16 protein-coding genes are annotated in these 24,888 nt (G+C 69.7%); 7 read left to right on the top strand and 9 right to left on the bottom strand.

The features are described 5' to 3' along the window. Positions 1 to 78 precede the first annotated feature (78 nt). On the bottom strand, positions 79 to 1,086 hold the full coding sequence (locus ACH5AC_RS27515; protein ID WP_398864859.1) for an ABC transporter substrate-binding protein: 1,008 nt from the start codon (positions 1,084 to 1,086) through the stop codon (positions 79 to 81). 381 nt (positions 1,087 to 1,467) lie between these two features. After that, the gene (locus ACH5AC_RS27510) at positions 1,468 to 3,909 is read right to left on the bottom strand and encodes a SpoIIE family protein phosphatase (protein WP_398865045.1); all 2,442 of its coding nucleotides are present in this window, start codon (positions 3,907 to 3,909) and stop codon (positions 1,468 to 1,470) included. A gap of 578 nt (positions 3,910 to 4,487) precedes the next feature. On the opposite strand from ACH5AC_RS27510, the gene ACH5AC_RS27505 reads away from it, so the two are divergent. From ACH5AC_RS27505 to ACH5AC_RS27490, 4 genes are all read left to right on the top strand, one after another. Beyond that, a complete protein-coding gene (locus tag ACH5AC_RS27505) occupies positions 4,488 to 6,167 on the top strand; it encodes an extracellular solute-binding protein (RefSeq protein ID WP_398864858.1) in 1,680 nt (559 codons plus the stop codon). Further along, complete coding sequence (locus ACH5AC_RS27500) at positions 6,167 to 7,219, top strand: ABC transporter permease (RefSeq protein WP_398864857.1); 1,053 nt, start codon at positions 6,167 to 6,169, stop codon at positions 7,217 to 7,219. Before ACH5AC_RS27505 ends, ACH5AC_RS27500 begins: the two co-directional genes overlap by 1 nt. Then, entirely contained in the window at positions 7,216 to 8,142 is a 927-nt protein-coding gene (locus ACH5AC_RS27495) for a carbohydrate ABC transporter permease (protein WP_398864856.1), read from the top strand. Before ACH5AC_RS27500 ends, ACH5AC_RS27495 begins: the two co-directional genes overlap by 4 nt. Positions 8,143 to 8,279: 137 nt before the next feature. After that, complete coding sequence (locus tag ACH5AC_RS27490; RefSeq protein ID WP_398864855.1) at positions 8,280 to 10,487, top strand: 1,4-beta-glucanase; 2,208 nt, start codon at positions 8,280 to 8,282, stop codon at positions 10,485 to 10,487. Between the two features lie 35 nt (positions 10,488 to 10,522). Here ACH5AC_RS27490 and ACH5AC_RS27485 read toward each other — a convergent pair whose 3' ends face one another. The 6 genes from ACH5AC_RS27485 to ACH5AC_RS27460 form a co-directional block, all read right to left on the bottom strand. Beyond that, positions 10,523 to 11,488 (bottom strand): glycoside hydrolase family 6 protein, encoded by a 966-nt coding sequence (locus tag ACH5AC_RS27485; RefSeq protein WP_398864854.1) that lies wholly within the window; start codon positions 11,486 to 11,488, stop codon positions 10,523 to 10,525. 28 nt (positions 11,489 to 11,516) lie between these two features. Next, a complete protein-coding gene (locus ACH5AC_RS27480; RefSeq protein WP_398864853.1) occupies positions 11,517 to 13,523 on the bottom strand; it encodes a non-reducing end alpha-L-arabinofuranosidase family hydrolase in 2,007 nt (668 codons plus the stop codon). Positions 13,524 to 13,574: 51 nt separating this feature from the next. After that, positions 13,575 to 15,185: a glycoside hydrolase 43 family protein gene (locus tag ACH5AC_RS27475; protein ID WP_398864852.1), complete on the bottom strand. Its 1,611-nt coding sequence runs from the start codon at positions 15,183 to 15,185 to the stop codon at positions 13,575 to 13,577. A gap of 365 nt (positions 15,186 to 15,550) precedes the next feature. After that, the gene (locus tag ACH5AC_RS27470) at positions 15,551 to 17,674 is read right to left on the bottom strand and encodes an alpha-galactosidase (RefSeq protein WP_398864851.1); all 2,124 of its coding nucleotides are present in this window, start codon (positions 17,672 to 17,674) and stop codon (positions 15,551 to 15,553) included. 15 nt (positions 17,675 to 17,689) lie between these two features. After that, entirely contained in the window at positions 17,690 to 19,675 is a 1,986-nt protein-coding gene (locus tag ACH5AC_RS27465) for a beta-galactosidase (RefSeq protein WP_398864850.1), read from the bottom strand. Positions 19,676 to 19,691: 16 nt separating this feature from the next. Next, positions 19,692 to 21,923, bottom strand: a complete 2,232-nt coding sequence (locus ACH5AC_RS27460) for an alpha-L-fucosidase (RefSeq protein WP_398864849.1) — start codon at positions 21,921 to 21,923, stop codon at positions 19,692 to 19,694. A 416-nt stretch (positions 21,924 to 22,339) separates the two neighbouring features. Between ACH5AC_RS27460 and ACH5AC_RS27455 the strand changes: the two genes are divergently transcribed. From ACH5AC_RS27455 to ACH5AC_RS27445, 3 genes are read left to right on the top strand one after another with little or no spacing between them, the layout of a single operon-like run. Then, entirely contained in the window at positions 22,340 to 23,680 is a 1,341-nt protein-coding gene (locus ACH5AC_RS27455) for an enolase C-terminal domain-like protein (protein WP_398864848.1), read from the top strand. Next, positions 23,673 to 23,987 carry a hypothetical protein gene (locus tag ACH5AC_RS27450; protein ID WP_398864847.1) on the top strand — a complete coding sequence of 105 codons (315 nt, stop codon included), beginning with the start codon at positions 23,673 to 23,675 and terminating at the stop codon, positions 23,985 to 23,987. The genes ACH5AC_RS27455 and ACH5AC_RS27450 overlap by 8 nt, the downstream gene beginning before the upstream one ends. Then, a complete protein-coding gene (locus ACH5AC_RS27445; RefSeq protein ID WP_398864846.1) occupies positions 23,978 to 24,700 on the top strand; it encodes a FadR/GntR family transcriptional regulator in 723 nt (240 codons plus the stop codon). The genes ACH5AC_RS27450 and ACH5AC_RS27445 overlap by 10 nt, the downstream gene beginning before the upstream one ends. An 84-nt stretch (positions 24,701 to 24,784) precedes the next feature. Here ACH5AC_RS27445 and ACH5AC_RS27440 read toward each other — a convergent pair. Continuing rightward, a partial coding sequence (locus ACH5AC_RS27440; protein ID WP_398865044.1) for an RICIN domain-containing protein occupies positions 24,785 to 24,888 on the bottom strand: 104 nt, incomplete at its 5' end.

Raw genomic sequence — 24,888 nt, 5'->3', positions numbered from 1 at the left:
GGGTTCAGGTCCGCAGGGAGCCTCGCGGCCGAGGGATGTCGGCCGGCCGGAGGCTCCCTGCCGGTGAGGACGGTCGGTTCAGTACTTGCGCGTGGGGAGCGCGTCCTTGGCCTGGTCCTGCATGAAGTCGCTCTCCTCGGTCTTGATCCAGCGCTCGACCGTCTCGCCGTCCTTGACCTTCTTCACGACGTCCATCAGCTGAGGGCCGAGCAGCGGGTTGCACTCGACGATGGCGTTGATCTTGCCCTCGGACATGGCGACGAAGCCGTCCTTCACGCCGTCGATGGAGACGATGAGGATGTCCTTGCCGGGCTTCTTGCCGGCCGCCTCGATGGACTGGATGGCGCCGATGGCCATGTCGTCGTTGTGCGCGAAGAGCACGTTGATGTCCGGGTTGGACTGCAGGAAGGCCGCCATGACCTGCTTGCCGCCGGCCCGGGTGAAGTCACCGGTCTGGCTGACGACGATCTTCCAGTCGTCCGCGTGGTCCGCGTCCATGACCTCCTTGAAGCCCTTGGCGCGCTCGATCGCGGGGGCGGCACCGGTGGTGCCCTCCAACTGGGCGATCTTCACGGGGCCCTTGTGGCCGGCCTTCTCCAGGACCTTCTCCAGGATCCTGGCGGCGCGCCGGCCCTCGTCCGTGAAGTCGGAGCCCACCAGGGTCACGTACAGGGAGTCGTCGGAGGTCTCGACGGAGCGGTCGGTGAGCACCACCGGGATCTTCGCGGCCTTGGCCTCCTTGAGCACCGCGTCCCAACCGGTGACGACCACCGGCGAGAAGGCGATGACGTCGACCTTCTGGGCGATGTAGTTGCGGATCGCGGAGATCTGGTTCTCCTGCTTCTGCTGGGCGTCGGAGAACTTGAGGTTGTAACCCGCCTCCTTGGCGGCCGACTTCACCGAGTCGCTGTTGGCGCTGCGCCAGCCGCTCTCCGAGCCGACCTGGGAGAAGCCGAGGGTGATCGTCTTGCCGCCGCTGCCGCTGCCGCTTACGGAGGTGTTGTCGTCCTCCTTGGCGCAGGCCGCGAGTCCGGTCGCCGCCGCTACGCCGACCGCGGCGGTGAGGAACTTCCTTCTGTTGAGCATTGCTTGTCTCCTTCGTCGAGCCGCGGAAGCGCTGTCGTTCTGAGAGCCGACCAATGTTCGAAATATTGAACATGCATGGCCGTGTGCCTCGGAGGGCGGTCAGGGTGGTCTGATGAGTGATGCGGAGGTCATATGAGCGTTAACTGTTCCCCCTGGTCAAGAGGTTGCGCGAGAAGCGGGCCATCACGTTTGGATAACGCGAGGTGGTGGGCGAGGCGAACGGTCCTCCGGGCGCCCGGCGCGAAAGTGACCTTCTCGGCAGAGATGTTGACGCCTGGCAGGTGGGGCCATAGTTTCGAGCCCTGAACGAAGTGTCGAACCTTGTACGGTGACTCGGACGATCCGCCGGTCCGGGTGGGAGCACGAAATGAGGGGCAGTGGTCAATGACGACCGGTGTGCGGCTCAGGCTCGGGGAGAGTCTGCGCGCACCAGATCGTCTTGCCGTTGGCGGTGTGCCGGGTGCCCCACCCCTCGGTGAGCTGGGCGACGAGCAACAGGCCCCGGCCGCCCTCGTCGAAGGCGCGGGCCCGGCGCAGATGCGGAGCGGTGTTGCTGGCGTCGGAGACCTCGCAGATCAGGGAGGCGTCGCGAATCAGCCGCAGCCTGATCGGCGGCTCGCCGTATCTGATGGCGTTGGTGACCAGCTCGCTGACGACCAGTTCGGTGACGAAGGACGCCTCCTCCAGACCCCAGGCGTCGACCTGGTCGACGGCGAACTTCCTGGCGCGCGGCACCTGTGCGGTGTCGGGCTCGACGTCCCAGTCGGCGACGTGGTGGGGATCCAGCGCGTGCGTGCGGGCGAGCAGCAGGGCGGCGTCGTCGGTGCGGCGATCGGGGAGCATGGCTGCCATCACCGTGTCGCACAGGGCCTCCAGTGAGGTGGCCGAGTGGTTCAGAACGTGCCGCAGTTCGGCGGCCCCCTGGTCGGCATCGCGTTCGCGGCTTCCGACCAGCCCGTCGGTGTAGAGGGCGAGCAGGCTGCCCTCGGGCAGCTCGAACTCGGTGGCCTCGAACGGCAGCCCACCGATGCCGAGCGGCGGTCCCGGATCTACGGGTACCGGGGTCCTGGTGCCGTCCGGGGAGATGATCAGCGGCAGGGGATGGCCGGCGCTGGCCAGCGTGAAGCGCCGGGAGACAGGGTCGTAGACGGTGTACAGACAGGTGGCCCCGGACTCCCCGGACGGCTGGAGGCCGCCGGCGGGCTGGAGGTCGCTGGCGAGGTGGAGGACCAGGTCGTCCAAGTGGGTCAGCAGCTCGTCCGGTGGCAGGTCGACGTCGGCGAGGGTGCGGACCGCCGTACGCAGCCGGCCCATGCTGGCCGAGGCGTGCAGGCCGTGGCCGACCACATCGCCGACGACCAGGGCGACCCGGGCGCCGGACAGCGGAATGACGTCGAACCAGTCACCGCCCACTTCCGCGCCGGTCCCGCCGGGCTGGTAGCGGGACGCCACCTCGACCGCCTCCTGGTTCGGCAGTCCCTGCGGCAGCAGGCTGCGCTGCAGGGTCAGCGCGGTCGTGCGCTCGTGCGAGTACCGGCGGGCGTTGTCGATGGCGACGGCCGCCTTGGCGGTCAGTTCTTCGGCGAGGATCAGGTCGTCGGCGGTGAATGCCTCGGGCCGGTCGAGGCGGGAGAAGGCGACCACGCCGAGCAGCGCCCCACGGGCCTGGAGCGGCACGGTGATCCGGCCGGTCAGCCCCTGTGCGGCAAGGGCCTCGTCGATCAACGGGTTGCCCGGCGGCCAGTGGGCCGGGTCGGCGGCGAGCCCGGGCCCGAAGGCCCATTCGCCGCCCTGGCCGGGTTCAGCGGCGAGCTCGACCGTGGACCTGCCGGTGGCCATGCAGCGGGCGGCGACGGAAGCGGGAGCGTGGGTGACCGGCATCATGGGCCCGGGAGCCTCGTCGGTGTCCTCCTTCGCGCCGTGCTGGGCGGCACGGCTGAGCGCGAGGGACTCGCCGGGGGTGAACGCGGACCCGGACGGCGGTTCCTCGCCGCGCAGCACCTCGTCGAAGAGATCCACGCAGACGAGGTCGGCGAATCCCGGCACCGGCGTCCTGGCCAGCTCCTGGGCGGTGCCGATCACGTCGAGTGTCCGGCCGATGCCGCCGCCGGCCCTGTTGAGGATGAGCAGGCGTTGCCGGGCCCAGTACTCGGCGCTCATGTCGAATCCCCAGTTGGCGACCGCGCGAACCCTGCCCTCTCCGTCTCGGACGGGCCACATGCTGGTGGCCCAGGCGTTGGCGTAGTCGCTGCCGAGCGGGCGGAAGACGGTGATGAGACGCGCGGGCTCGCCCGTCCTCGCCACCTCGGAGAGCCGGTCGGTGTATGCCTGGTCGTCCAGTTCGGGAAACAACTCGCGGTACTTCTCACCGAGCACCTGCTCCTCGGAGTGCGCCATCACCCGGCACGCGGAGGCGTTGACCCACAGGAACCGCAGCTCGGGGTCGTAGACGCCCAGGGCGAAGGGACACTGCTCGAAGGCCCGGTCGGCGATCACGGGCCGGCGTCCCCAGCGCTGGACGGTCACCGCGTGACCCAGCGCCCGCCCGTCGGGGCCGAACAGCGGATGAGCCGCCACCACGGCGTCCACCGTGGAACCGTCCCGGTGGCGCAGGGGAATGAACCCCGTGGGATCGGGGCCGGCGCCGTAGCCCTCGGGGAAGCCGGGTGGTGGGGCGTCGACCAGCAGGTCGGCCACGGGGCGGCCGACGGTGTCCTCCGCCGTCCAGCCCAGCAGCAGCCGGCCGCCCTCGCTCCAGCCGCTCACCATGCCCTCCGGGTCCACCACGGCAACGGCAGTGGGCGTGTCCTGCTTGTCGGCCATCTCCACGCGCCACGCCTCCGTCCGGACGGCCGTGCCTGTCAGGGCTGGTTTCCAGCGGTTGTTTCCAGACTAGGTCGACCCCTGCCGCCCGGCGCTCCGGCCGGCGCGTGCGCCGCGGTCGACTGCCCACGGAGATGATGCAGGCATCCCATCTCTTCGTCGAGGGGTGAGCCGCAACAGATCGCCGTCGATGCGCTTCACAAAGGGTGGCTGTGACGCGGAAAGCCGGTGCGTGTGCGCCGTGTGCACAGGCGCCCGGGATTCCCTCGGACGGCCCGGAAAGCGCTTTCGAAGCGCTTCGACGCTGGTCAGATGCTGCGGGAGCATGACGAGCTGGACATCGTTTCCCTCAGGCGGGGCAGCGCGGGGTCCTCCCGCGCACTTCGGAGGAATCTTGGAAGTGACCCTTGTGTGCCCTTGGGTGTTCACTTAACCTCGCAGCAACATCGAAGCGCTTCGACTGTGAATCGCCTCCCCATTGATGGGATGTCGCTTCAGCTCAGCCAGTCCCCCAGTAACGACACCGCAGCCGACGGCCCACCGCCGGGTGTCCCGCTGCGCCATGAAGGGTTGACGCAATGACGCCGAACGCCGCCTCCACCTCCTCAGGACCAAGCCGGAGAAGCTTCCTCGCCTCCACGGCGGTCGCCACCGCAGCGGTGGCCGGTGGGATGCCACTGCTCACCGCCTGTGGCGGCTCGGAGGGTGGTACGCGTGAGGGAACCACCTCGGGCAAGGCCGCGGACAAGCTGCTCCCGACCTATGTCGCCAGCTCGGTCGCCGAGCCGGACCTTCCGTCGAAGAACGGTTCGGCCGCCGGTTACACCGGCAAGGTCGACCTCGCGGCCCTGTCCACGTCGGTTCCGGAGAAGCTCGGCACCGGTGTCCCGTTCAAGATCATGTCCCCGTTCTGGGGCTCCCCTCCCAAGCCCGGAAACCCCTACTACACGGCGCTCGACGCCGCGGCGGGCACCAAGGTCACCTGGCAGAACCAGGACGGCAACACCTACGGCGAGAAGCTCGGCGCCGTCCTCGCCTCCAGCTCCATACCCGACATGGTGGTCGTGCCCGGCTGGGAACTGGGCGGCAAGATACCGAACGCGGTCACCGCCAAGTTCATGGACCTCGGCCCGTATCTGGCGGGCGACAAGGTCAAGAAGTACCCGAACCTGGCCGCGATCCCGTCCGACGCCTGGCGCATGAGCATCTTCGGCGGCGCCCTGCGCGGCATCCCGATGCCCTCCGCCGCCGCGAGCACCATCGTGCCCTACTACCGCAAGGACATCTTCGACAAGCAGGGCTACTCCGTACCCAGGTCGGCCGACGAGTTCCTCAGCTGGGCCAAGGACGTCACCAGCCCCAAGGCCAAGGTGTGGGCCTGCGGTGACATGAGCTGGAGCGCGGCGGCCATCTTCGGCGTCCGCCCCGCCGGGCCGCTCGGCTGGAACATCGAGGACGACGGCAAGGTGACGTACCGCATCGAGCACCCCGAGTTCCTGGAAGCCCTGGCATGGGTCCGCAAGCTGTTCGACGCGGGCGTGGTCCACCCCGACGACAAGGCACGCACGGGCGACCCCAGCCAGCGGTTCACCGCCGGGCAGATCCTGGTCTACAACAACGACATGTCCGCCTGGCACGGCAAGACCGCCGAACAGGCCCAGTCCAACCCGGACTTCCAGATCGAGGGCATGGACTACTTCGGCGCCGACGGCGGCAACCCGACGCTGTACGCGTCCCAACCCGCCACCATCTGGTCGCTGATCCGCAAGGGCGCCCCCAAGGAAGTCGTGGAGAACGCGCTGGCCGCCGCCAACTTCTCGGCCGCGCCCTACGGCACCAAGGAGCGGATGCTCGTCGAATACGGCGTCGAGGGCACCCACTACACGGTCAAGGACGGCGTCCCGGTCAAGAACGACCAGGGCAACTCCGAGGTGAACAACGCCTGGATGATGCTGGCGGCCCCGGCTCCCTACCTCGCCCACCCCGACTTCCCCGACATCGCCCGCAAGCAGGTCGAGTGGCAGCAGCGGCAGGGCGCCTTCATGAAGAAGACGTCCACCTACGGCATGAACATCGTCGAGCCGAGCCGCTACGCCGGCCTCGTCAGCCAGTTCGAGCAGCTGGAGCTCGACTACGTGCGGGGCCACAAGCAGCTGTCCGACGTACAGCAGGCCATCTCCACCTGGAAGTCCTCCGGCGGCGACAAGCTGCGCGACTGGTACAAGGAGCTCCTCGACAAGAACGGCAGTGGCAACTGATGTCCCTCGCGGCCGGGAGCAGGCATGACGGGACACGTCCCCCCGCGGCCGTCGAGGAACCGACGGCCGCGGTCCCCGCGGCCGACGTGACGGAGAGCGTGCCGCGCAGGGCCGGCAAGAGGGGCAAGGTTCCCTTCCGGGTCCGGTTGCGCCGCGACCGCGCGCTCATCCTGATGACGCTGCCCGTCATCGTCCTGCTCCTGCTCTTCAACTACGTCCCCCTGCTCGGCAACGTCGTCGCCTTCCAGGACTACGACCCGTACGTCTCCAGCAACGGCATCACGGCGATCTTCCACAGCCCCTGGGTCGGCGTGGAGCAGTTCTCGCGGATGCTCGACGACCCGCTGTTCTGGAGCGCCACCGAGAACACCATCGTGCTGTTCGTGCTCCAGCTGGTGCTGTTCTTCCCGGTCCCCATCGCCCTCGCGCTGGTCATCAACAGCGTGGTCCGGCCCCGGGTGCGGGCCGTGGCGCAGGCGATCCTGTATCTGCCGCACTTCTTCTCGTGGGTCCTCGTGATCACCGTGTTCCAGCAGATCCTCGGTGGCGCGGGCATCATCGCGCAGACCCTGGAGAAGCACGGGTGGAGCGGCTTCGACCTGATGACCGACGCGGACCTCTTCAAGTTCCTGGTCATCGGGCAGAGCGTGTGGAAGGACGCCGGCTGGGGGATCATCGTCTTCCTCGCCGCCCTGTCCGCCGTCAGCACCGACCTGTACGAGGCCGCCGCCATGGACGGCGCGGGGCGCTGGCGACGCATGTGGCACGTCACGCTGCCCGCACTGCGCCCGGTGATCGCGTTGCTGCTGGTCCTGCGGGTGGGCGACGCGCTGAGCGTGGGATTCGAGCAGTTCCTGCTCCAGCGGTACGCGGTCGGTGCGGGGGCCAGCGAGGTCCTCGACACCTACGTGTGGAACATGGGTATCCAGAACGGCGACTTCAGCTACGCGGCCGCGGTCGGCCTCGTCAAGGGAGTCATCGGAGTGTGTCTCGTCCTGGGCGCGAACAAGGTCGCGCACCTCCTCGGCGAGCAGGGGGTGTACAAGAAGTGAGCCTCAACACGCAGCTCATCCGCAGCCTGAAGGCTCCCGCCCGCCCGGTGTGGGAGGAGCCGCCGAGCAAGGTAGGACTCACCGCCAAGAGCGGTTTCCTCACGCTCTGCTGCCTGGGGGTGCTCGGTCCGCTGTGGATCGTGATCGTCACCAGCCTCTCGCCGAAGCCGGTGATCGACCGGGCCGGCGGCCTCGTCGTGATCCCCGAGGGCATCACCTTCGTCAACTACACCGAACTCCTCAGCGGCGGCCAGGTCAGCAGGGCGATCATGGTCTCGGTCGGCGTCACGCTCGTCGGCACCCTGTTCTCGATGACGGTGTCGGTCCTCGCGGCCTACGGCCTGTCCCGGCCGGGCAGTCTGGGGCACCGGTTCTTCCTGATGACCATCATGGCGACCATGTTCTTCGGGGCCGGGCTCATCCCGACGTACCTTCTGGTGCAGACGCTGGGGCTCACCGACACCTATCTGTCGCTGATCCTGCCGAGTGCGGTCAGTGTCTTCAACATCCTGGTGCTGCGGGCCTTCTTCATGGGGATCTCGCCCGAACTCACCGAGTCCGCACGCATCGACGGGGCCGGTGACCTGCGGATCCTGCTGACCATCATCATGCCGCTGTCCCGGGCGGTACTGGCCGTCATCTCCCTGTTCTACGCGGTCGGCTACTGGAGCGCCTGGTTCAACGCCTCCATCTACCTCACCGACCAGCAGATGATGCCGCTGCAGAACGTCCTCATCCAGCTCGTCCAGAAGAACACCGAGGCCCCCACCGGCCTCCAGCAGGCGGTCCGCACCGGCGAACTCTCCGCGCTCGGACTGCAGATGGCCGTCATGGTCATGGCGCTGATCCCCGTCGCGGTCGTCTCCCCCTTCGTCCAGCGGCACTTCAAGAAGGGCATGCTCACCGGAGCCATCAAGGGCTGACCTGGCGTGTGCCGTCCGCGGCCGGTCAGTAACTGGTCGCGCCCCGCGGCGGAGCCGCCTGTCGATACAGCCCCGCGCCCCCAGGCACGTCACCCCCACCCACGTTCACCTGGCAACCCCCTACAACGAGGTATGTCATGCATTCGTTCCCTCTGTCCCGCCGTACCGTCCTCGCCGCAACAGCCGCCGCCACCGCCCTCGCCGGCCTCCCGGTCCTCCAGGGCCAGGCCCGCGCGGCGGAAGCCGCGGAAGCCGACGCCCCCTACCGCTGGCGCAACGCCGCCATGGGCGGCACCGGGTTCGTCAGCGGGATTCTCTTCCACCCCTCCGTACGCGGCCTCGCCTACGCCCGCACCGACATCGGGGGCGCCTACCGCTGGGACGACCGCACCGACAGCTGGATCCCACTGACCGACCACCTCGGCTGGGACGACTGGAACCTCCTCGGCGTCGAGGCCATGGCCGTCGACCCGAGCCACCCGAACCGGCTGTACCTGGCCCTCGGCACATACACACAGCCCTGGGCCGGCAACGGGGCCGTGCTGCGGTCCGAGGACCGGGGGGCCACCTGGACGCGCACCGACCTCACGGTGAAGCTCGGCGCCAACGAGGACGGGCGTGGCTGCGGTGAACGCCTCCTGGTCGACCCGCGCAACTGCGACACACTGTGGCTCGGCACCCGGCACGACGGGCTGCTCAAGTCGACCGACCGGGGCGCCACCTGGGAGGCGGTGAGCTTCCCGGCCGCCCCGAGCGCCACCGGCCAGGGCATCACCCTCCTCGTCGCCGCCGGCCGTACCGTCTACGCCGGCTGGGGCGACTCCGACGGCACCGCCGACAGCCCCAGCCTGTACCGCACGTCCGACGCAAAGACCTGGGAGCCCGTCCCCGGGCAGCCCACCGGAACCGCCGCCCAGGTCCCGATCCGCGCCGCCTACGACCGCCACACCCGCGAGCTGTACGTGACGTACGCCAACGCCCCCGGCCCCAACGGGCAGTCCGACGGCAGCGTGCACAAACTGCGCACCGTCAACGACAAGTGGACCGACATCACCCCGGTGAAGCCGGGCGGAACCGCGACGGACGGCTCCACCGACTCCTTCGGCTACGGCGGTGTCGCCGTCGACGCCCGCCGGCCCGGCACGCTCGTCGTGTCCACCAACAACCGCTGGGCCGAGATCGATACCGTCTTCCGTTCCACCAACGGCGGGCGCACCTGGACCTCCCTGAAGGACACCGCCGTTCTCGACGTGTCGGAGACCCCGTTCCTCAAGTGGGGCGGAACCGAGGCCAAGTTCGGCTGGTGGATCCAGGCCCTCGCCCTCGACCCGTACGACTCCCGGCACGTCCTCTACGGCACCGGCGCCACCATCTACGGCACCCGCGACCTCAAGCACTGGGCGCCGCAGATCCGCGGCCTGGAGGAGACCGCCGTCCTCCAGCTGATCTCGCCGCCGACCGGCACGGCCCACCTGATCAGCGGCAACGGTGACATCGGCGTGATGTACCACGACTCGCTCACGGCATCCCCGTCGCGGGGCATGGCCTCCAACCCCGTGTTCGGGTCGGCGACGGGACTCTCCCAGGCCGCGGCCAGACCCTCGTACGTCGTGCGCGCCGGCTGGAGCAACAACGCCAACGGCGCCTACTCGAACGACGGCGGTCAGACCTGGGCGCCCTTCGAGTCGCAGCCGGCCGCCGCCAAGGACGCGCCCGGCCCGATCGCCACCAACGCCGACGGCAGTGTCCTTCTGTGGTCCCTCGCGTCCTCGCACCCGGCGTACCGCTCGGTGGACAACGGCGCCACCTGGTCCGAGGTCACCTCCTTCCCGAAGGGCGCCACCCCCGTCGCGGACCCCGTGGACCCGACGCGCTTCTACGCCTACGACACGACCGCCGGCACGCTCCACGCCAGCACCGACGGCGGCCTGACCTTCACCACCAGGGCCACCGGCCTGCCCTCGGGCGACGCGGAATTCCAGCTGGTCGCGGCGCCGGGACGGGTCGGCGACCTGTGGCTGAGCGTGAAGTGGAACGGCCTGTACCGGTCCACCGACGGCGGCGCGGCCTTCACCAAGGTCGACAGCTGCTGGGCCTCGTACACCCTCGGCTTCGGCAAGGCCGCCGACGGCGCCGACTACCCTGCGGTCTACATGGTCGGCTCCACCGAGACGATCACCGCCGTGTACCGCTCCGACGACGGTGCGAGGACGTGGACCCGCGTCAACGACGACCAGCACCAGTGGGGCTGGATCGGCAGGGCCGTCACCGGCGACCCGCGCGTGTACGGCCGGGTCTACCTCGCCACCAACGGACGCGGCGTGCAGTACGGCGATCCCGTCTGACGCCCGACCCGGGCGAGGCGACCCGCGGCCCCGGATCAGTAGCCGTAGATCATCTTGTAGGCGACCTCGGGGAGGAACTGTCCGGCCGAGGAGCCGGATCCCACGCCGCAGTTGCCGTCGGACTCGCCCGGGACCTTGATCCACAAGAGCATCTCGGCACCTCCGCCCAGCTGGGTGGGGGTGCCGATACGGCGGCCCGAAGGGTTGCACCACTGGCCGTTGGAGCCGTTGCCGTTGCGGCTGGTGTCCACGACGAACGGCTTGGTGTAGCCGTACCGGGCGCTGAGTTCCCTGTTGACGGCGGCGCCGTACGCGGTGTTCTCGGCTGTGGTCAGGTAGTTGGAGACGTTGAGCGAGAAGCCGTGGGCCTGCCGGAGGCCGGCTCCGTGCAGGCGCTGGGCCATGGTCGCCGCGCTCGCCCAGCCCGGGTTGCCGGCGTCGAGGTAGACCCAGGTGTTGGGGGCCTGACGGTTGAACTCGTTGAGCGCGCCGGTGAGCATGCCCCTGCGTTCGTCGATCTGGGCCTGGGTCATGCAGCCGTAGTCCCCGAGGGAGTCCGGTTCGAGGATGACGACGGCCGGGCGGCCGGCGATCCCGCCCGCGAACTGGGCGATCCAGTTCGCGTAGGCGGACGGCGAGGAGGCTCCGCCCGCGGAGTGCCCGCCGCAGTAGTCGCGGTGGTAGATGTTGTACGCGACGAGGATGGGCAGCTTGTCCCGGGCGTCCGCGGCGCCCACGTACGCGCCGGTGGCGGTGCCGATGGTGCCGCTCCAGGAGCCGAACCAGCGGGCCGTCGGGGTGTTGGCGATGGATGCGTTGATCGCGGGCGCCCGGCCGTCGCCGGGGTTGGCGGCGACCCATCGCTTCGCGCTGGAGTCGGGGTCCGCGTAGAACCCGCTGGTCATGGTCGTCGGGTCGGCCGCGTGGGCGGACGGGGCGGCGGTGAGTGCCAGCGGCAGCGAGGAGAGCGCTGCCACCAGGGCGAGAAGTCTGCGGCGCATGACATTGCCTCGGCTTTCTGACGGTTGGTCAGCAGGTGGAGTTGGTCTGGGTGAGGAGGCCGAGCCGCCAGGGGAGGAGGTTGTAGTCGCCGCCCGCGTTGGGGTTCATGCCCTGGTAGAGGTACTGGAGCCGGCAGGCGGGGATGGTGAGCGTCTGGTCGTGGCCGGCACGGATCATCTCGCCGTGGCTGATGTCCCGGGTCCAGGTGCCCGAGGGGAAGGAGACGTTGGTGGCCCGTGCGAAGGGGTTGCTCTCCGACGCGGCCAGGGGTGTCCAGGAGCCGGCGAGGCTGGTGGCGGTCCAGGAGCGGAAGTAGCGCCGGCCGTCCGATCCGATGGCCTCGACGAGCAGCAGATACTGGTTGCTGCCCTGCACCTTGTACACGTTGCTCGCTTCGAACAGGGCGTACCTGTTGGAGTCCCGGGCCGCGATGACGGTGTTGGTGAACCCGTTCGGGAACTGGCCGACGGTCGTCTGCGAGCGGTACAGGTGGCCGTTGTCGTCGGAGGAGAACAGGTAGCAGTCGGCGCTGTCGCAGATCACCCACATGTCGACCCAGTGGCCGTTGCCGATGTTCTGCCGGATGATGTCCGGCATCGACGCGTAGAAGTTGCGCGGCGCGCTCCACCCGTTCGGGTTGCTGATGTCGGGGTTGGTGGAGTAGGAGGCGTTGCCGGTCTGGTACACGAGGTACCACAGGCGCTGCGGCGCGTAGTAGAAGACCTGCGGAGCGGCCCGGTACCCGCGCCCGATCGCGCTGCGGTCGAGGTAGTGGTGCGTGGCCGAGCCGGCCTGGGACCAGTCACTGAAGTTCAGGTACACCAGGTTGTAGCCGGAAGAACTGGCCACGCTCGCGAACACGTGGTACTTGCCGTTGTACTGGACGACCGTCGGGTCCTTGATCCCGGCGACGTTGTGCGTCGCGTCCGGCTTCGGCGAGATCAGCGGGCCGCTGGAGCTCCACGAGTAACGGCTGGGCAGAGCGGCGGCGTCGGTGGCGCCGCGGGTGGTGGCGGGCGTGCCGCCCATGGTCGTCAGCACCGCGTTGTACGCGGGCTTCTTGTTGCCGTTGCGGTCGAACAGCAGCGGGTTCTCGCCGCTGCGCCAGGAGTCGCTGTCGCGGATGCCCCACACGGTGATGCCGGTGCAGCGCGCGACGTTCATGCAGGCCCTGACGGTGTTCGCGTACGCGGTCGGCGACGCCTGCGCGATGTCCAGTTCGGTGATCTGGACGTCGACGCCGAGGGCGGCGAAGTTCGACAGCGTCGTCTGGAAACTGGCGGGTGGGCCGCCGGTGCCGAAGTGGGCCTGGAGGCCGACGCAGTCGATGGGCACGCCGCGCGCCTTGAAGTCGCGGACCAGGCGGTAGACACCCTGGGTCTTGGCCGCGTTCCAGTTCTCGATGCCGTAGTCGTTGTAGCAGAGCTTCGCCGACGGATCGGCCGACCGCGCGGTGCGGAACGCCTGCTCGATGAAGCCGTTGCCCAGGACGTCCCGGAAGACCGAGCTGCGGAGCTGGCCGCTGCCGCCGTCGGCGAACGCCTCGTTGACCACGTCCCAGGAGTGGATCCGGCCCTTGTAGCGGTGCGCCACGGTGGTGATGTGGTGGTTCATCACGCCGCGCAGCGTGTTCGCGTCCCTGATGGAGCTGACCCAGCCGGGCAGTTGGGAGTGCCAGACCAGGGTGTGGCCGCGCAGGCGCTGACCGCGGGCCTGCGCGCGGTCGGCGATCCGGTCGGCGGGGCCGAAGTTGAACGAGCCGCGGGAGGGCTCGGTGGTCTCCCACTTCATCTCGTTCTCGGCCGTGACCGAGTTGAACTCGCGGTCCAGGATGCTGGTGTACGTGCCGTCGCCGAGCCGCCCGGCGGCCACGGCCGTGCCGAAGTACCGCCCGGACTGGGCCGCTTGGGCGCCCAGCGTGGATGCCTGGACGTCGGGTGAGCCGGTCGCGGTCGTGGGCGTCATCAGGACGGCCGCGGCCAGCAGCCCTAAGACCGAGGCTCGGCGACTGCCGAGCCGTTTCAGCGGGTTCATGGTTCTCCTCGGATCGAGTGGGGGGTTGGGTGGTGCGATCCATGCCATCGGTCAGGGCGTGGACAGCTCGAACCGCGTGACGCGGACCGCGCCGCCGAGTGCCTGCGTGGCGTGGTTGAAGAGGGCGAATCGGTGGCCCATGAAGAACCGCCAGTCGTTGCCCATGGAGAAGGCGGGCCCGAGGCGGGTGAAGGTGGTGCCGTCGGTGCTGTAGGAGAAGGTGCCGGGGCGTGCGGCGCCGGGCCGGATGTCCGCGTGCGCGCGCAGCCAGACGCGACCGCCGGGAGCGGGCGCGCTCGCGACCTCGGTGCCGGTGCCGGTGGTGTTCCAGTTGGTGTCCATGGTCAGCCCGTTGACCATCACCACCCGTGTCGTGCCGCCGTCCCGCTTGACGCCGATCCATGCGGAGGAGTCACGCAGCAGTGCGAGTCCGGCCCGGTCGCCGTCCCGCATCGCGGAGTGGTCGAGCTGGACCGTGGCGGTGGAGGTGGGGCCCTGGATGCGGTGTGTGAGGGTGTTGCGGGCCCAGTACAGGTCGTTGGTGACGGTCGCCGTCCGCAGGGTCAGGCCGTTGTCGACCGACCACTTGGTGTCGTCCGGGTTGTGGTTCCACTCCCACCTCGGACTGAGGGTCCTGCCCTCGAAGGTGTCGACGCCGGTCATGGGGGTGACCTGACGGGGTGGAGTGGGCACGGCCGGGCTGGGATACGAGGTGCCCCACGCGCCGTCGACGAGCTGCACGACGGGCCAGCCGTCCGAGGTCCAGGTGACCGGTGCCAGGGCAGGCATCCGGCCGCCGGGGTACGCGTCGACGAATGCCATGTAGTACCAGGCACCGCTCTGCGTCTGCACCAGCCCGCCCTGGTGCGGGACGCCTCCGCCGGGGATCGGCCCCCGCAGGTCGAGGAGGACCTGCCGCATCGTGTACGGGCCGAAGGGGCCGCTCGACGACTTCAGGATGTACTGGCCGTTCGCGGGGCGGGTCAGGAAGATGTAGTACTGCCCGTTGATCTTGTAGAAGCGGGCGCCCTCCAGGGTGCCCACACTGGACGGCGTCCTGAACACCTGCTCGGTACGCACCTGGTTGCGGCCGTCGGGCGACAGCTGGGCCACGCTGATCGTGGTGTTCCCGTACGCGACGTACAAGGTGTCGTCGCTGTCGACGAGCAGTCCCGCGTCGTAGTAGGGCGTGCTGATCGTCGTCAGCCTGCTCCACGGCCCCTCGACGGCGGTGGCGGTGTAGACGTACGTCCGGGCGAAGTCGATCTGGCCCAGCCAGTAGAAGGTCCTGTTGCTCGGACGGTAGGCCAGCGTCGACGCCCAGATGCCCCGGACGTAGCCACGGGCACCGTTCAGGTCGTACTTGGAGCCGAAGTCGAGGACGGGCACCGAGTGTCCGGCGATCTCCCAGTTCACCAGGTCGTACGAGCGCAGGACGGGCGCGCCCGGCGAGTAGTGCATCGTCGAGGCCGAGGCGTAGTAGGTGTCGCCGACGCGGATGACGTCGATGTCCGCGAAGTCCTGCCAGATCACCGGGTTCGTGTACTCCGCGGCGGCCGCGAGGGCGACCCGATGGGGAAGCAGAACGCCGGCGGCCAGGCCGGTGGCGGCCGCCAGTGCGTGGCGACGGGAGATGTTTTGACGAAGGCATGACAGATCCATGTGTGTCGTTCTCCTTGTACGGCCCGGCCGTTGTTGTTGGCGCGTGTGCGGAGTGACGGATCGATCAATCGGGGTCGTGATCTCGAACGCGTATCGATTTGTCGAGTCAACTGGATGATAGGAGGCCGATGGATCCCGTCAATACCCCTCGCATGATTCGTATGTGGCACCGAAAGATTCGGAAACTGCGGGGTCTTGTCGGCGGTTGCGGGCGGGCGTCCCTGGGGGACGGTGTTGACGTGCGGGAAGCTCCTGGCTTTCCGAATGTCGTCCGAAATTTCGGAGTCCCCCAGCGGGATGAAGGCGCTGGGGGACTACATCTACGGCAAGGGGTCTGAAGTTCGCCTCGTGGGGCGTGGACTACCTCACCGCGCCGCTGGGATCCGGATCAGCGCCGCGGAGGGCGTGGTCGGCAGGGTCACGGTGAGGTCGGCGGTGTCCGGGTGCCAGACGGCTTCGGCCTGACGTGCGGCGGGGTACAGCACCTCGGCGCGGGCCGCGTCACCCGCCCGTTCGGGCAGCCGGAGGGTGGTGGTGGCCGCACCGCCCGGGCGGCGCCAGACGGTGAGGTAGGTGGTGGCGGGGGTGTGCAGGGCGAGAGCGATCCACGGGTCGTCCCAAGCGGGAAGGCCGAGTGGCCAGGACGGCACGGCCCGGGGCAGGTCGGCGCGGATGGCCTTGTACACGGCGACCGCCTCGTGGACCAGGGCGCGGGCCTCGGGCTCCAGTTCCGGCAGGCGGCCGGAGAGGTGGATACGGCCGAGGAGGGCGTTCGCCATGGTGAAGGCGACCTCGTCGAGGGAGTCCTCCGACTGCGGGTAGGCCCAGACGGCGCCCTGCTCGGGGGTGACGGCGGTGGGCGCGGAGGCCGCGATGGGCGCGTAGTGGTGGAGGTTCTGCTGGTCGCTGGTGGACTGCAACTGCAGCCGGGACAGCAGGGCGTGGTCCCAGCGCATGCCGCCGGAGGCGCAGTTCTCCACCACCAGGTGCGGGTACCGGTCGAGGATGCCGTCGAGCCAGTCGAGGTGCGCCCGGTTGTGGCCGAGCAGACCGGCGCCCGGCGTCTCGCCGGGGTGGGCGCCGGTGCCGGAGCCGGGGTCGATGTTGTGGTCGAGCTTGAGGTAGCCCACGCCCCACTCGCCGACCACGCGGTCCACGACCTGGTCCAGGTGGGCGCGGGCGGCGGGGTGGCGCAGGTCGAGGTGGTACCGGCCCGTCTCCGTGACGCGGACGCCGTCGCGGCGGAAGAACGCCTCGTCGGGCAGGGACTTGGCCATGGGACTGTGGACGCCGATGACTTCCGGCTCCAGCCACAGGCCGGGCATCATGCCGCGTTCGCGGATACGGTCCAGCACCTCGTGGATGCCCTTCTCGCCGGGGAAGCGGGAGGCGGACGGCTCCCAGGCGCCGACGCTGGTCCACCAGTCGTCACCGTCGTCGTACCAGCCCGCGTCGATGACGAAGTACTCGGCCCCGGCCTCGGCCGCCGCGTCGATCAGTGGCAGCAGCTTTTCGGTGGTGGGGTCGCCCATCAGGCAGTTCATGTAGTCGTTGAAGATGACGGGCAGGCGCTGGTGGTCGGTGTGCGGGCGGCGGTGGGCGCGGCGGTAGCGGGTCAGCGCGGCGAACGCGGCGTCGGGGCCGCCGTCGGCGCTGAAGGACAGGGCCACGGGTACGGTGCGGAAGGCGGCGCCGGGTTCCAGGGGGTGTCGCCAGCCGTGGTGGGTGTCGGTGGGGCCGAACAGCGCCGCGTAGGCCGCCTGGTAGTGCTCCTGGCACTCCCAGTGCCAGCCGCCGCCGTTGTGCTCGATCTGCCACACCCAGGTGCGGCCGGTGCGCCGGTCCGTCAGGCCGCCCATGGGCAGGTGCCCGCAGCTGGACCAGGTGCCCTGTCCGGTCAGGGCGGAGCCGGCCTTGCCGTGCCCGTACGTCACGCTTCGTCCGCTGACGGCGGGTGTGGTCCGGCGCATCGGCTGTCGCTGCCAGCGGCACTCGGCGAGCCAGTCGTTGTCCGCCCACAGCACGTCGGCGGCGTCGACGGCCGCCGGGTCCTGCGGGGTGAGGCCGCCCACCACGAGCGAGCTGACCGACTCCAGGTGCAACGTGGTCCGCCCCTCGTTGCGCAGGGTGACCTCGCTGCGGAGCACGGGGACGCCGTCCGGGGACCGGTAGGTCACCTCCGCGACCAGCCCGGTGTCCGGGTCGTGGAGCTCCACGGTCAGGGTGTGCCAGTCGCCGTCGCGGGCCGTGTGGTGGGCCCGGTGGCGCAGCCGCCCGCCGAGAGCGGTCCCGATCAGGCGGCTGCCCGACCAGCCGCGGCCGTGACCCGCGGCCGTCACCTCCACCAGAGGCAGGGACGCACGGGAGTCGCCGCCCGCCGCGCCGGGCAGCCCGAGATGGGTCAGGCGGGCGCTGCCGTCCTCGCCGAGGACGAACTCGAGACCCAGGGCGTCGTGACCCCAGTGGAAGCTGCGCTGTTCGTTTTCCATGTGTCCTTTTCCAGGTCAGTGGCCGCGCAGGACCGCGCAGCCGCCGGGCGGCAGTTCGTGGGCCGTGGTGCCGGTGAGCAGGTCGTGGGCGGGCTCCGGCAGCGGCACGGTGTGCTCGGTGTGGTTGATGAGGACGTCCCAGCGGCGGCCGTCGGCGGCGCGCCGGGTGACGGCCTCGACACCGGCGGGCAGGCCGGGTACGTCCGGTTCGACACCGGCTTCCTTCAGCAGGCGGCCGACGACAGCGCCGTAGTCGGCTTCGTCCAGACGGGTGGAGACGTACCAGCCCTGCCCGGTGCCGAAGCGGTGCCGGGTGAGCGCGGGGCTGCCCGAGAGCATTCCGTGGGTGTAGGTGGCGACCGTGTCCGCGCCCTCGGTGCGCAGGGACTCGCTCCAGACCGTGCCCCGCGTTCCGTCCGACAGGGTGATCCGCTCGTCCGTCCGCAGCGGCCGGTATTCCTCGACGCGGATGCCCAGCGCCTCGCGCAGCGGCCCGGCCGGATAGCCGCCGAGGCGGGCGTGCATGCGGTCGTCGACGTAGCCGGCCGCGTGCTGGACGAGGAGGGTCCCGCCGTCCGCGACGTAACGGCGCAGGTTCTCGGCACCCTGGTCGGACAGCAGGAACAGGGATGGCGCGATGACCAGCCGATAGCGGCCCAACTCGTGCTCGGGGCGGGCGAAGTCGGCCGTGACGCCCGCGTCCCACAGCGCCCGGTGCGCCTCGGCGAGCGGCGCGTGGTAGGCGAGGCGTGCGGAGGGCAGGCCGTCCACGCCGAGCGCCCACCGGGCGTCCGGGTCGTCCAGCACGGCCACCGACGCGGTGACCGTCGATCCCGTCAGCTCGCCGAGCCGGGCGACCGCCTCGCCGGTCTGTGTGACCTCACGGAAGATACGGCTGTCCGGGCCCGCGTGCGGGAGCATCGCCGAGTGCCAGGTCTCGGCGCCGGCTCGGGACTGCCGCCACTGGAAGAACAGGGCGCCCTCCGAACCGCGCGCGATGTGGCCGAGGGTGTGCCGCAGGATCTCCCCGGGTTCCTTGCCGATCACCTGGTCGCCGTCGTAGACGGTGCTGGTGCCCTGCTCCATCAGCAGCCACGGGTGGCCGCGGGCCAGGGAGCGGGTGCGGTCGGCATGGAAGGCGGCGTCGACGGCGGCGTCCATGCCGGGGGCGCTCGGATACTGGTCGGACGTGACGACGTCGAGTTCGCGGGCGAAGGCCCACAGGTCCACGTTCTGGTAGGCGGGGAGCATCAGGTTGGTCGTCACGGGCCGGTCGCTGTGCGCGTGGATCGCGTCGCGCTGTTCCCGGTAGGCGGCGATGATCTCGTCGGACCAGAAGCGGCGGAAGTCCAGTGTCTGGCCGGGGTTCTTGTGCCATTGCGTCGCGCGCGGCGGCAGCACCTGTTCCCAGGAGGTGTAGCGCTGGCTCCAGAAGGCTGTGCCCCATGCCTCGTTGAGGGCGTCCAGCGAGCCGTGCCGGGCGCGCAGCCACACCCGGAACGCGGCGGCCGCGTGGTCGCACCAGCACAGCGTGCCGTACTCGTTGTGCACGTGCCACAGCGCGAGAGCGGGGTGGTCGCCGTACCGTTCGGCGAGCGCGGAGGCGATACGGCGGGCCGCGGCGCGGTAGGCGGGCGAGGCGAGGCAGTAGGTGTCGCGGCTGCCGTGGACGAGGCGTGTGCCGTCGGCCGTGACCGCCAGCGCCTCGGGGTGGGCGAGGGTGAACCAGGGCGGCGGGGAGGCCGTCGGGGTGGCGAGGTCGACGGCCACGCCGCCTGCGTGGAGGCGTTCGATGTGGGCGTCGAGCCAGGAGAAGTCGTAGCGTCCCTGCTCCGGTTCGAGCAGGGCCCAGGAGAAGACGCCGAGGGTGGCCAGGTTGACCCTGGCCCGGCGCATGAGTGCGTCGTCCTCCTTCCAGACCTGCTCGTCCCACTGCTCGGGGTTGTAGTCTCCGCCGAAGGCGAGGCCGCCCAGGCGGTCGGTGATGCTGCGTGCCGTCATGGCGGCTCCTCGAGGATCAGACGGCCGTGAAGGTCCACAGCAGGTTGGTGCTGCTGCCGTACGTCCACTGCTTGGTGACGGAGCCCGAGGTGACGTTGCCGCCGCCGTCGAGGACCAGGCCGGTGGTGCGGTTGGCGATGGAGTAACGGTCGCCGCCCCTGTGGATGATCTTCCACTGCTGGTTGGGGCCGCCGTTCCAGGGGGCATGTCGGGCCGGAGAGCCGTTGTCGGTGGCGCCCCAGCCGTCGGCGACCATGCCGTTCGTGCGGTTGACCAGCCGGTAGTAGCCGCCTCCGACCGCCTCCGCCTGCCACTGCAGGTTGGGACTGCCGTCCCAGGTCCACTGCTTGAGGTTGGACCCCGAGGCCACGTTGCCGCCGCTGTCCAGGGCGAGGCCATTGGTGACGTTGGTGATCCGGAAGGACGTCGCCGGGTTGAACTGGACCCGCAGTGAGGTGATCCGGTCGTTGTTGCCGGTGACCCGCAGGTCGGGGTTCTCGGCGGTGAAGGTCCAGGAGGTGCCCGTGAAGTTGTCTCCGGAGTAGCCGACCACCTGGTAAGCGGGGGCCGGCCGCAGGGAGGAGAGCGTGCCCGGGCCCAGTCCGGCCGTGGTCAGGTCGGCGGCGGTGTAGTCGCCGACGGTGAACACACCGGCGTCGCCGGTGTAGTCGACGTCCGCGAAGGCGATGGCGCCGGTGAGCGGCCGCAGGCCCGGGATCGTGCCGGAGAAGGTGAGCTTCAGGACGTAGGTGCCCGCACTGTACGGCGCCGAGGCGGGCAGGGTGACCGTGAGGCCGGCGGAGCTCTGGGTCGGGGTGGGCAGGTCGATGTAGGTGCCGGCGGTGGTGCCGAGGAGCTGCACCGAGGACAGCGACGAGAGGTTGATCCGGTCCGAGCCGAGGGTCTTGATCGTCAGCGAGCTGCCCGGCCAGCCCAGGACGGTGGCGTACAGGACGGTGCCCGCCTTGTTACGGGTGAAGCGGATGTCCTGGGGCGTGCCGGCGTGCGGGGCGGTGAACGAACCGCCGCCCATCTTCGTCGGGCCCTCGCCGTACGCGGTCCAGGCGCGGGTCGCGTACACCGACTCGCCGAAGCGCCTGAGGTGGTCTCCGATACCGAGGAGGATGTCCTTCTGCGCCTGCGGGATGGTGCCGTCGGCCATCGGCGCGATGTTCAGCAGCACATTGCCGTTCTTGCTGACCCGGTCGATGAACGAGTGCAGCATCTGCTGGAACGTGTAGTAGCCGATGCCCTGCGTGTAGCACCAGCTGCTGCTGGAGACGCTGTCGTCGGTGAGCCAGTAGGGGGTCGTGATGTCGGCCGGGCCGCCGCGCTCGTAGTCGAAGACCTCGCCCTTGCCGTTCATGCCGTCCTTGTACGTGGCGACGACCTCACGGCCCCAGCTGCCCGCCTGGTTGTAGTAGTACGCCAGGAAGTTCAGGCGCTGCTGCTCGTCGACTTCGTCCAGGTTGAAGTCCTGCCACAGGATGTCCGGCTGGGCGCGGTCGACGACCTCCTTGAGCTTGTCGAACCAGAGCTGGTTCTCCGCGGCGTGGCCCAGCTGACCGTAGAGCTTCTGGAGGCTGGGGTCCGTCTGGGCGGGGGCGAACTCGTAGAAGCCGGTGAAGTTGTAGGCGTGGTGCATGGCCACCAGCAGCTTGAGGCCCTTGGCGCGGATCGCCCTGGAGAAGATCCCCAGCAGGTCGAGACCCGGACCCTTCTTCACCGAGTTCCACTCGTTGACCTGGCTGTCCCACATGGAGAAGCCGTCATGGTGCTCGGCCACCGGGCCGGCGAACCTGGCGCCGGCGTCGACGAACAGCTGCACCCACTCGTCGGGGTCGAACTTCCCACCGGCCGACTTCAGTTTCGGCGCGAACTTCACGGTGGTGCCCGCCAGGTCCTGAGCACCGTTGATGAAGTTGTGGTACGGCCATGCCGACGGCTGACCGTAGGTCGCGATGTGGTGCTGGTTGACGGAGTCGCCGGCCCGGTACATGGTGCGCGGGTACCACTCGTTGCCGAAGGCGGGGACGCTGAAGACGCCCCAGTGGAAGTAGATCCCGAACTTCGCGTCCTGGAACCACTCCGGGGCCGGCGGGTGCTGGTCGACCGAGTTCCAGTCCGGCGTGTACGTGCTGGGCGCCGCCTGGGCGCCGCCGGCGCCGAACACACCTCCGGCAACGGCCGCCGCGGCGACACCGGTGGCACCGGCCAGGAAGTGGCGTCTGTTGATCGAACTCGACATGAAGACATCCCTGGTGCAGAAGGGGAGGGCAGGGCACGGGCGTCGCTTGTTACGCACGAAGGTCCGTCATGTCTCCCTGGGATGTCAACCGTCGTCCAGGGATGAAAACTGCCACACCGTCAGGTCATTGTCCCCCTTTGAGTCGTGTTTGGTGCGGTTTGCGACTAGCCAAACATGGTATGTCTGTGGCGACGGTTGATGGGATGGATCTTATCCAGGGTGATGTCGCCATCCGCCGCCACCTACCGTCGGGCGACTGTGAGCTGCGGCTTTTCTATGCATCGCGTTAATGGCTGGACACGGCGTCAGGAGCGTGCCTATAAACATCCCATCTCTAGTCCATGGCGATAGGTAGATGTCGTCGATGCGAAACCAGGGGGCCGTATCACCCCTGCATCTCACAGGGAGTTGCCGCCATGCCATCCGCCTCCGCCTCGTCCGCTTCCCCGGCTCCTGCCCGCATCACCGCCCTCGACGTGCTGGACGTGCGTTTCCCGACGTCGGAGCATCTGGACGGGTCGGACGCGATGAACCCCGAACCCGACTACTCCGCCGCCTACGTCGTCCTGCGCACCGACGCCGGCGACCGACTCGAGGGCCACGCTCTGGCCTTCACCACCGGCCGTGGCAACGATGTCCAGGCCGCCGCCATCGCGGCCCTCGCCCCGCACGTGGTCGGCCGCTCGGTCGACGAAGTCTGCGCCGACCTCGGCGCGTTCTCCCGTTCCCTCGTCCACGACCCCCAACTGCGCTGGCTCGGCCCGGAGAAGGGCGCCATCCACATGGCCACCGGCGCCGTCGTCAACGCCGCCTGGGACCTGGCAGCCAAGCGGGCCGGCAAGCCCGTGTGGCGCTTCCTCGGCGAGATGTCGCCCGAGGACCTGGTCGCCCAGGTCGACTTCCGCTGGCTGTCCGACGCCCTCACCCCCGAGGAAGCCCTTCAGATCCTGCGCCGCGCCGAACCCGGCCGCGAACAGCGCATCGATCGCCTGCTCGATCGGGGCTACCCCGCCTACACCACCACCCCCGGCTGGCTCGGCTACCCCGACGAGAAGCTGTCCCGCCTGGCCCGCGAGGCCGTCGCCGACGGCTTCACCCAGATCAAGCTGAAGGTCGGCGCGTCCCTGGAGGACGACGTACGGCGCATGCGCACCGCCCGCGAGACCGTCGGCGACTCCATCCGCATCGCCGTGGACGCCAACCAGAGATGGGACGTCCAGCCCGCGATCGACTGGATGCGCGCACTGGCCCCCTACCAGCCGTACTGGATCGAGGAGCCCACCTCACCCGACGACATCCTCGGCCACGCCGCCGTGCGCCAGGCAGTCAGGCCCATCAAGGTCGCCACCGGCGAGCACATCGCCAACCGGGTCGTCTTCAAGCAGCTCCTCCAGGCGGGCGCGGTGGACATCGTGCAGATCGACTCCGCGCGGGTCGGCGGCGTGGGCGAGAACATCGCGATCCTGCTGCTCGCCGCGAAGTTCGGCGTCCCGGTCTGCCCGCACGCGGGTGGCGTGGGCCTGTGCGAGATGGTGCAGCACCTGTCGATGTTCGACTACGTCGCGGTCTCCGGTACGACCGAGGACCGCGTCATCGAGTACGTCGACCACCTGCACGAGCACTTCGTCGACCCGGTCCGCATCGCCGACGGCCACTACCTGGCGCCGACGCTGCCGGGGCTGAGCGCACAGATGCACCCCGAGTCCCTCAAGGAGTACGCCTACCCCGACGGCCCCGTCTGGACCGCTCGTGCCTGACTCCGTCTCCATGGCCTCGCTCGCCGAGATCGAGGCACTCCTCGCAGGCATGTCGGCCAGGGAGATGGCGGAGGTCTGCGAGGCGCAGGCTCCCCTGCCCGCCGCCGCGACCGCCTTCCCGTACCGGCATCCCAGTATCATCAACGTCACCCTCGGCATGCGGACCCCGGAACAGGTCGGACAGAACATGGAACTCCATGACCAGCGCGTCCCCGCCGGCCCCCGGGGCGACCTCCGTGCTCAGGGGCTGATCAGGACGGACGTGCTCGCGGGGCACGGTGGGGGGAGGGATGTGCGGTGTCTCTGACGGACAAGGCCATCGAGCAGATCCGTGAGCTGATCCGGACCGGCGCCCTGCCTCCGGGCTCGAAGCTCCCTCCGGAGCCGGACCTGGCGGCACAGCTGGGTCTGTCCCGCAACCTCGCCCGCGAAGCGGTCAAGGCACTGGCCGTGGCACGAGTCCTCGACGTCAGGCGCGGCGACGGCACGTATGTGACCAGCCTGCAGCCGAGTCTGCTCCTGGAGGGGCTCGGTGGCGCGGTGGAGCTGCTGCAGGGCGACTCGGTCGCCCTGCAGGACCTCATGGAGGTACGGCGGCTCCTCGAACCGACGGCCACGGCACTTGCCGCCGCGCGGATTACCGACGACCAGCTGGCCGAGGTGAAGCGGCACCTGGACGCCATGCGCGAGGCCCGCGACGACGTCGAGCAGCTCAACGCCCACGACGCCGCCTTCCACCACGCCGTGGTCTCGGCCACGGGCAACGAGACCCTCCTCACCCTCCTGGAGGGGATCTCCGGCCGCACCCTGCGCGCCCGCATCTGGCGCGGTCTCGTCGACGACAAGGCCGCGGGCCGCACCCTCGCCGAGCACGAGGCGATCTTCCACGCGCTGTCCACCCGTGACGCCGCCCTCAGCCAGGCCGCCGCGCTGCTGCACGTGAGCAACACCGAGCAGTGGCTGAGGGAACACCTGCGCTCAGCCGAACCCCTCCCCTTCGGGACAACAGCGCACAAGTGACGACCGGGCGCCGCCCGCCACGCGGCGCACTCACGCGGCCCGGGATCTGAGCCCGGAGAGGGCTCGGATCCCGGGAGTGGGGGGTCATCCGGAGGTCAGAGTGGTCCACTTCTGGTTGGAGCCGCCGTGGCAGTCCCACAGCACGAGCTGTGTGCCGTCGGCCGTGGAGGAGCCCGGAACGTCGAGGC

Source organism: Streptomyces sp. NPDC018693 (assembly GCF_044391385.1).
Lineage (GTDB): Bacteria > Actinomycetota > Actinomycetes > Streptomycetales > Streptomycetaceae > Streptomyces.
Note: the sequence above shows the minus strand (reverse complement) of the source record. Positions and strands in the feature narration are given on the sequence as shown.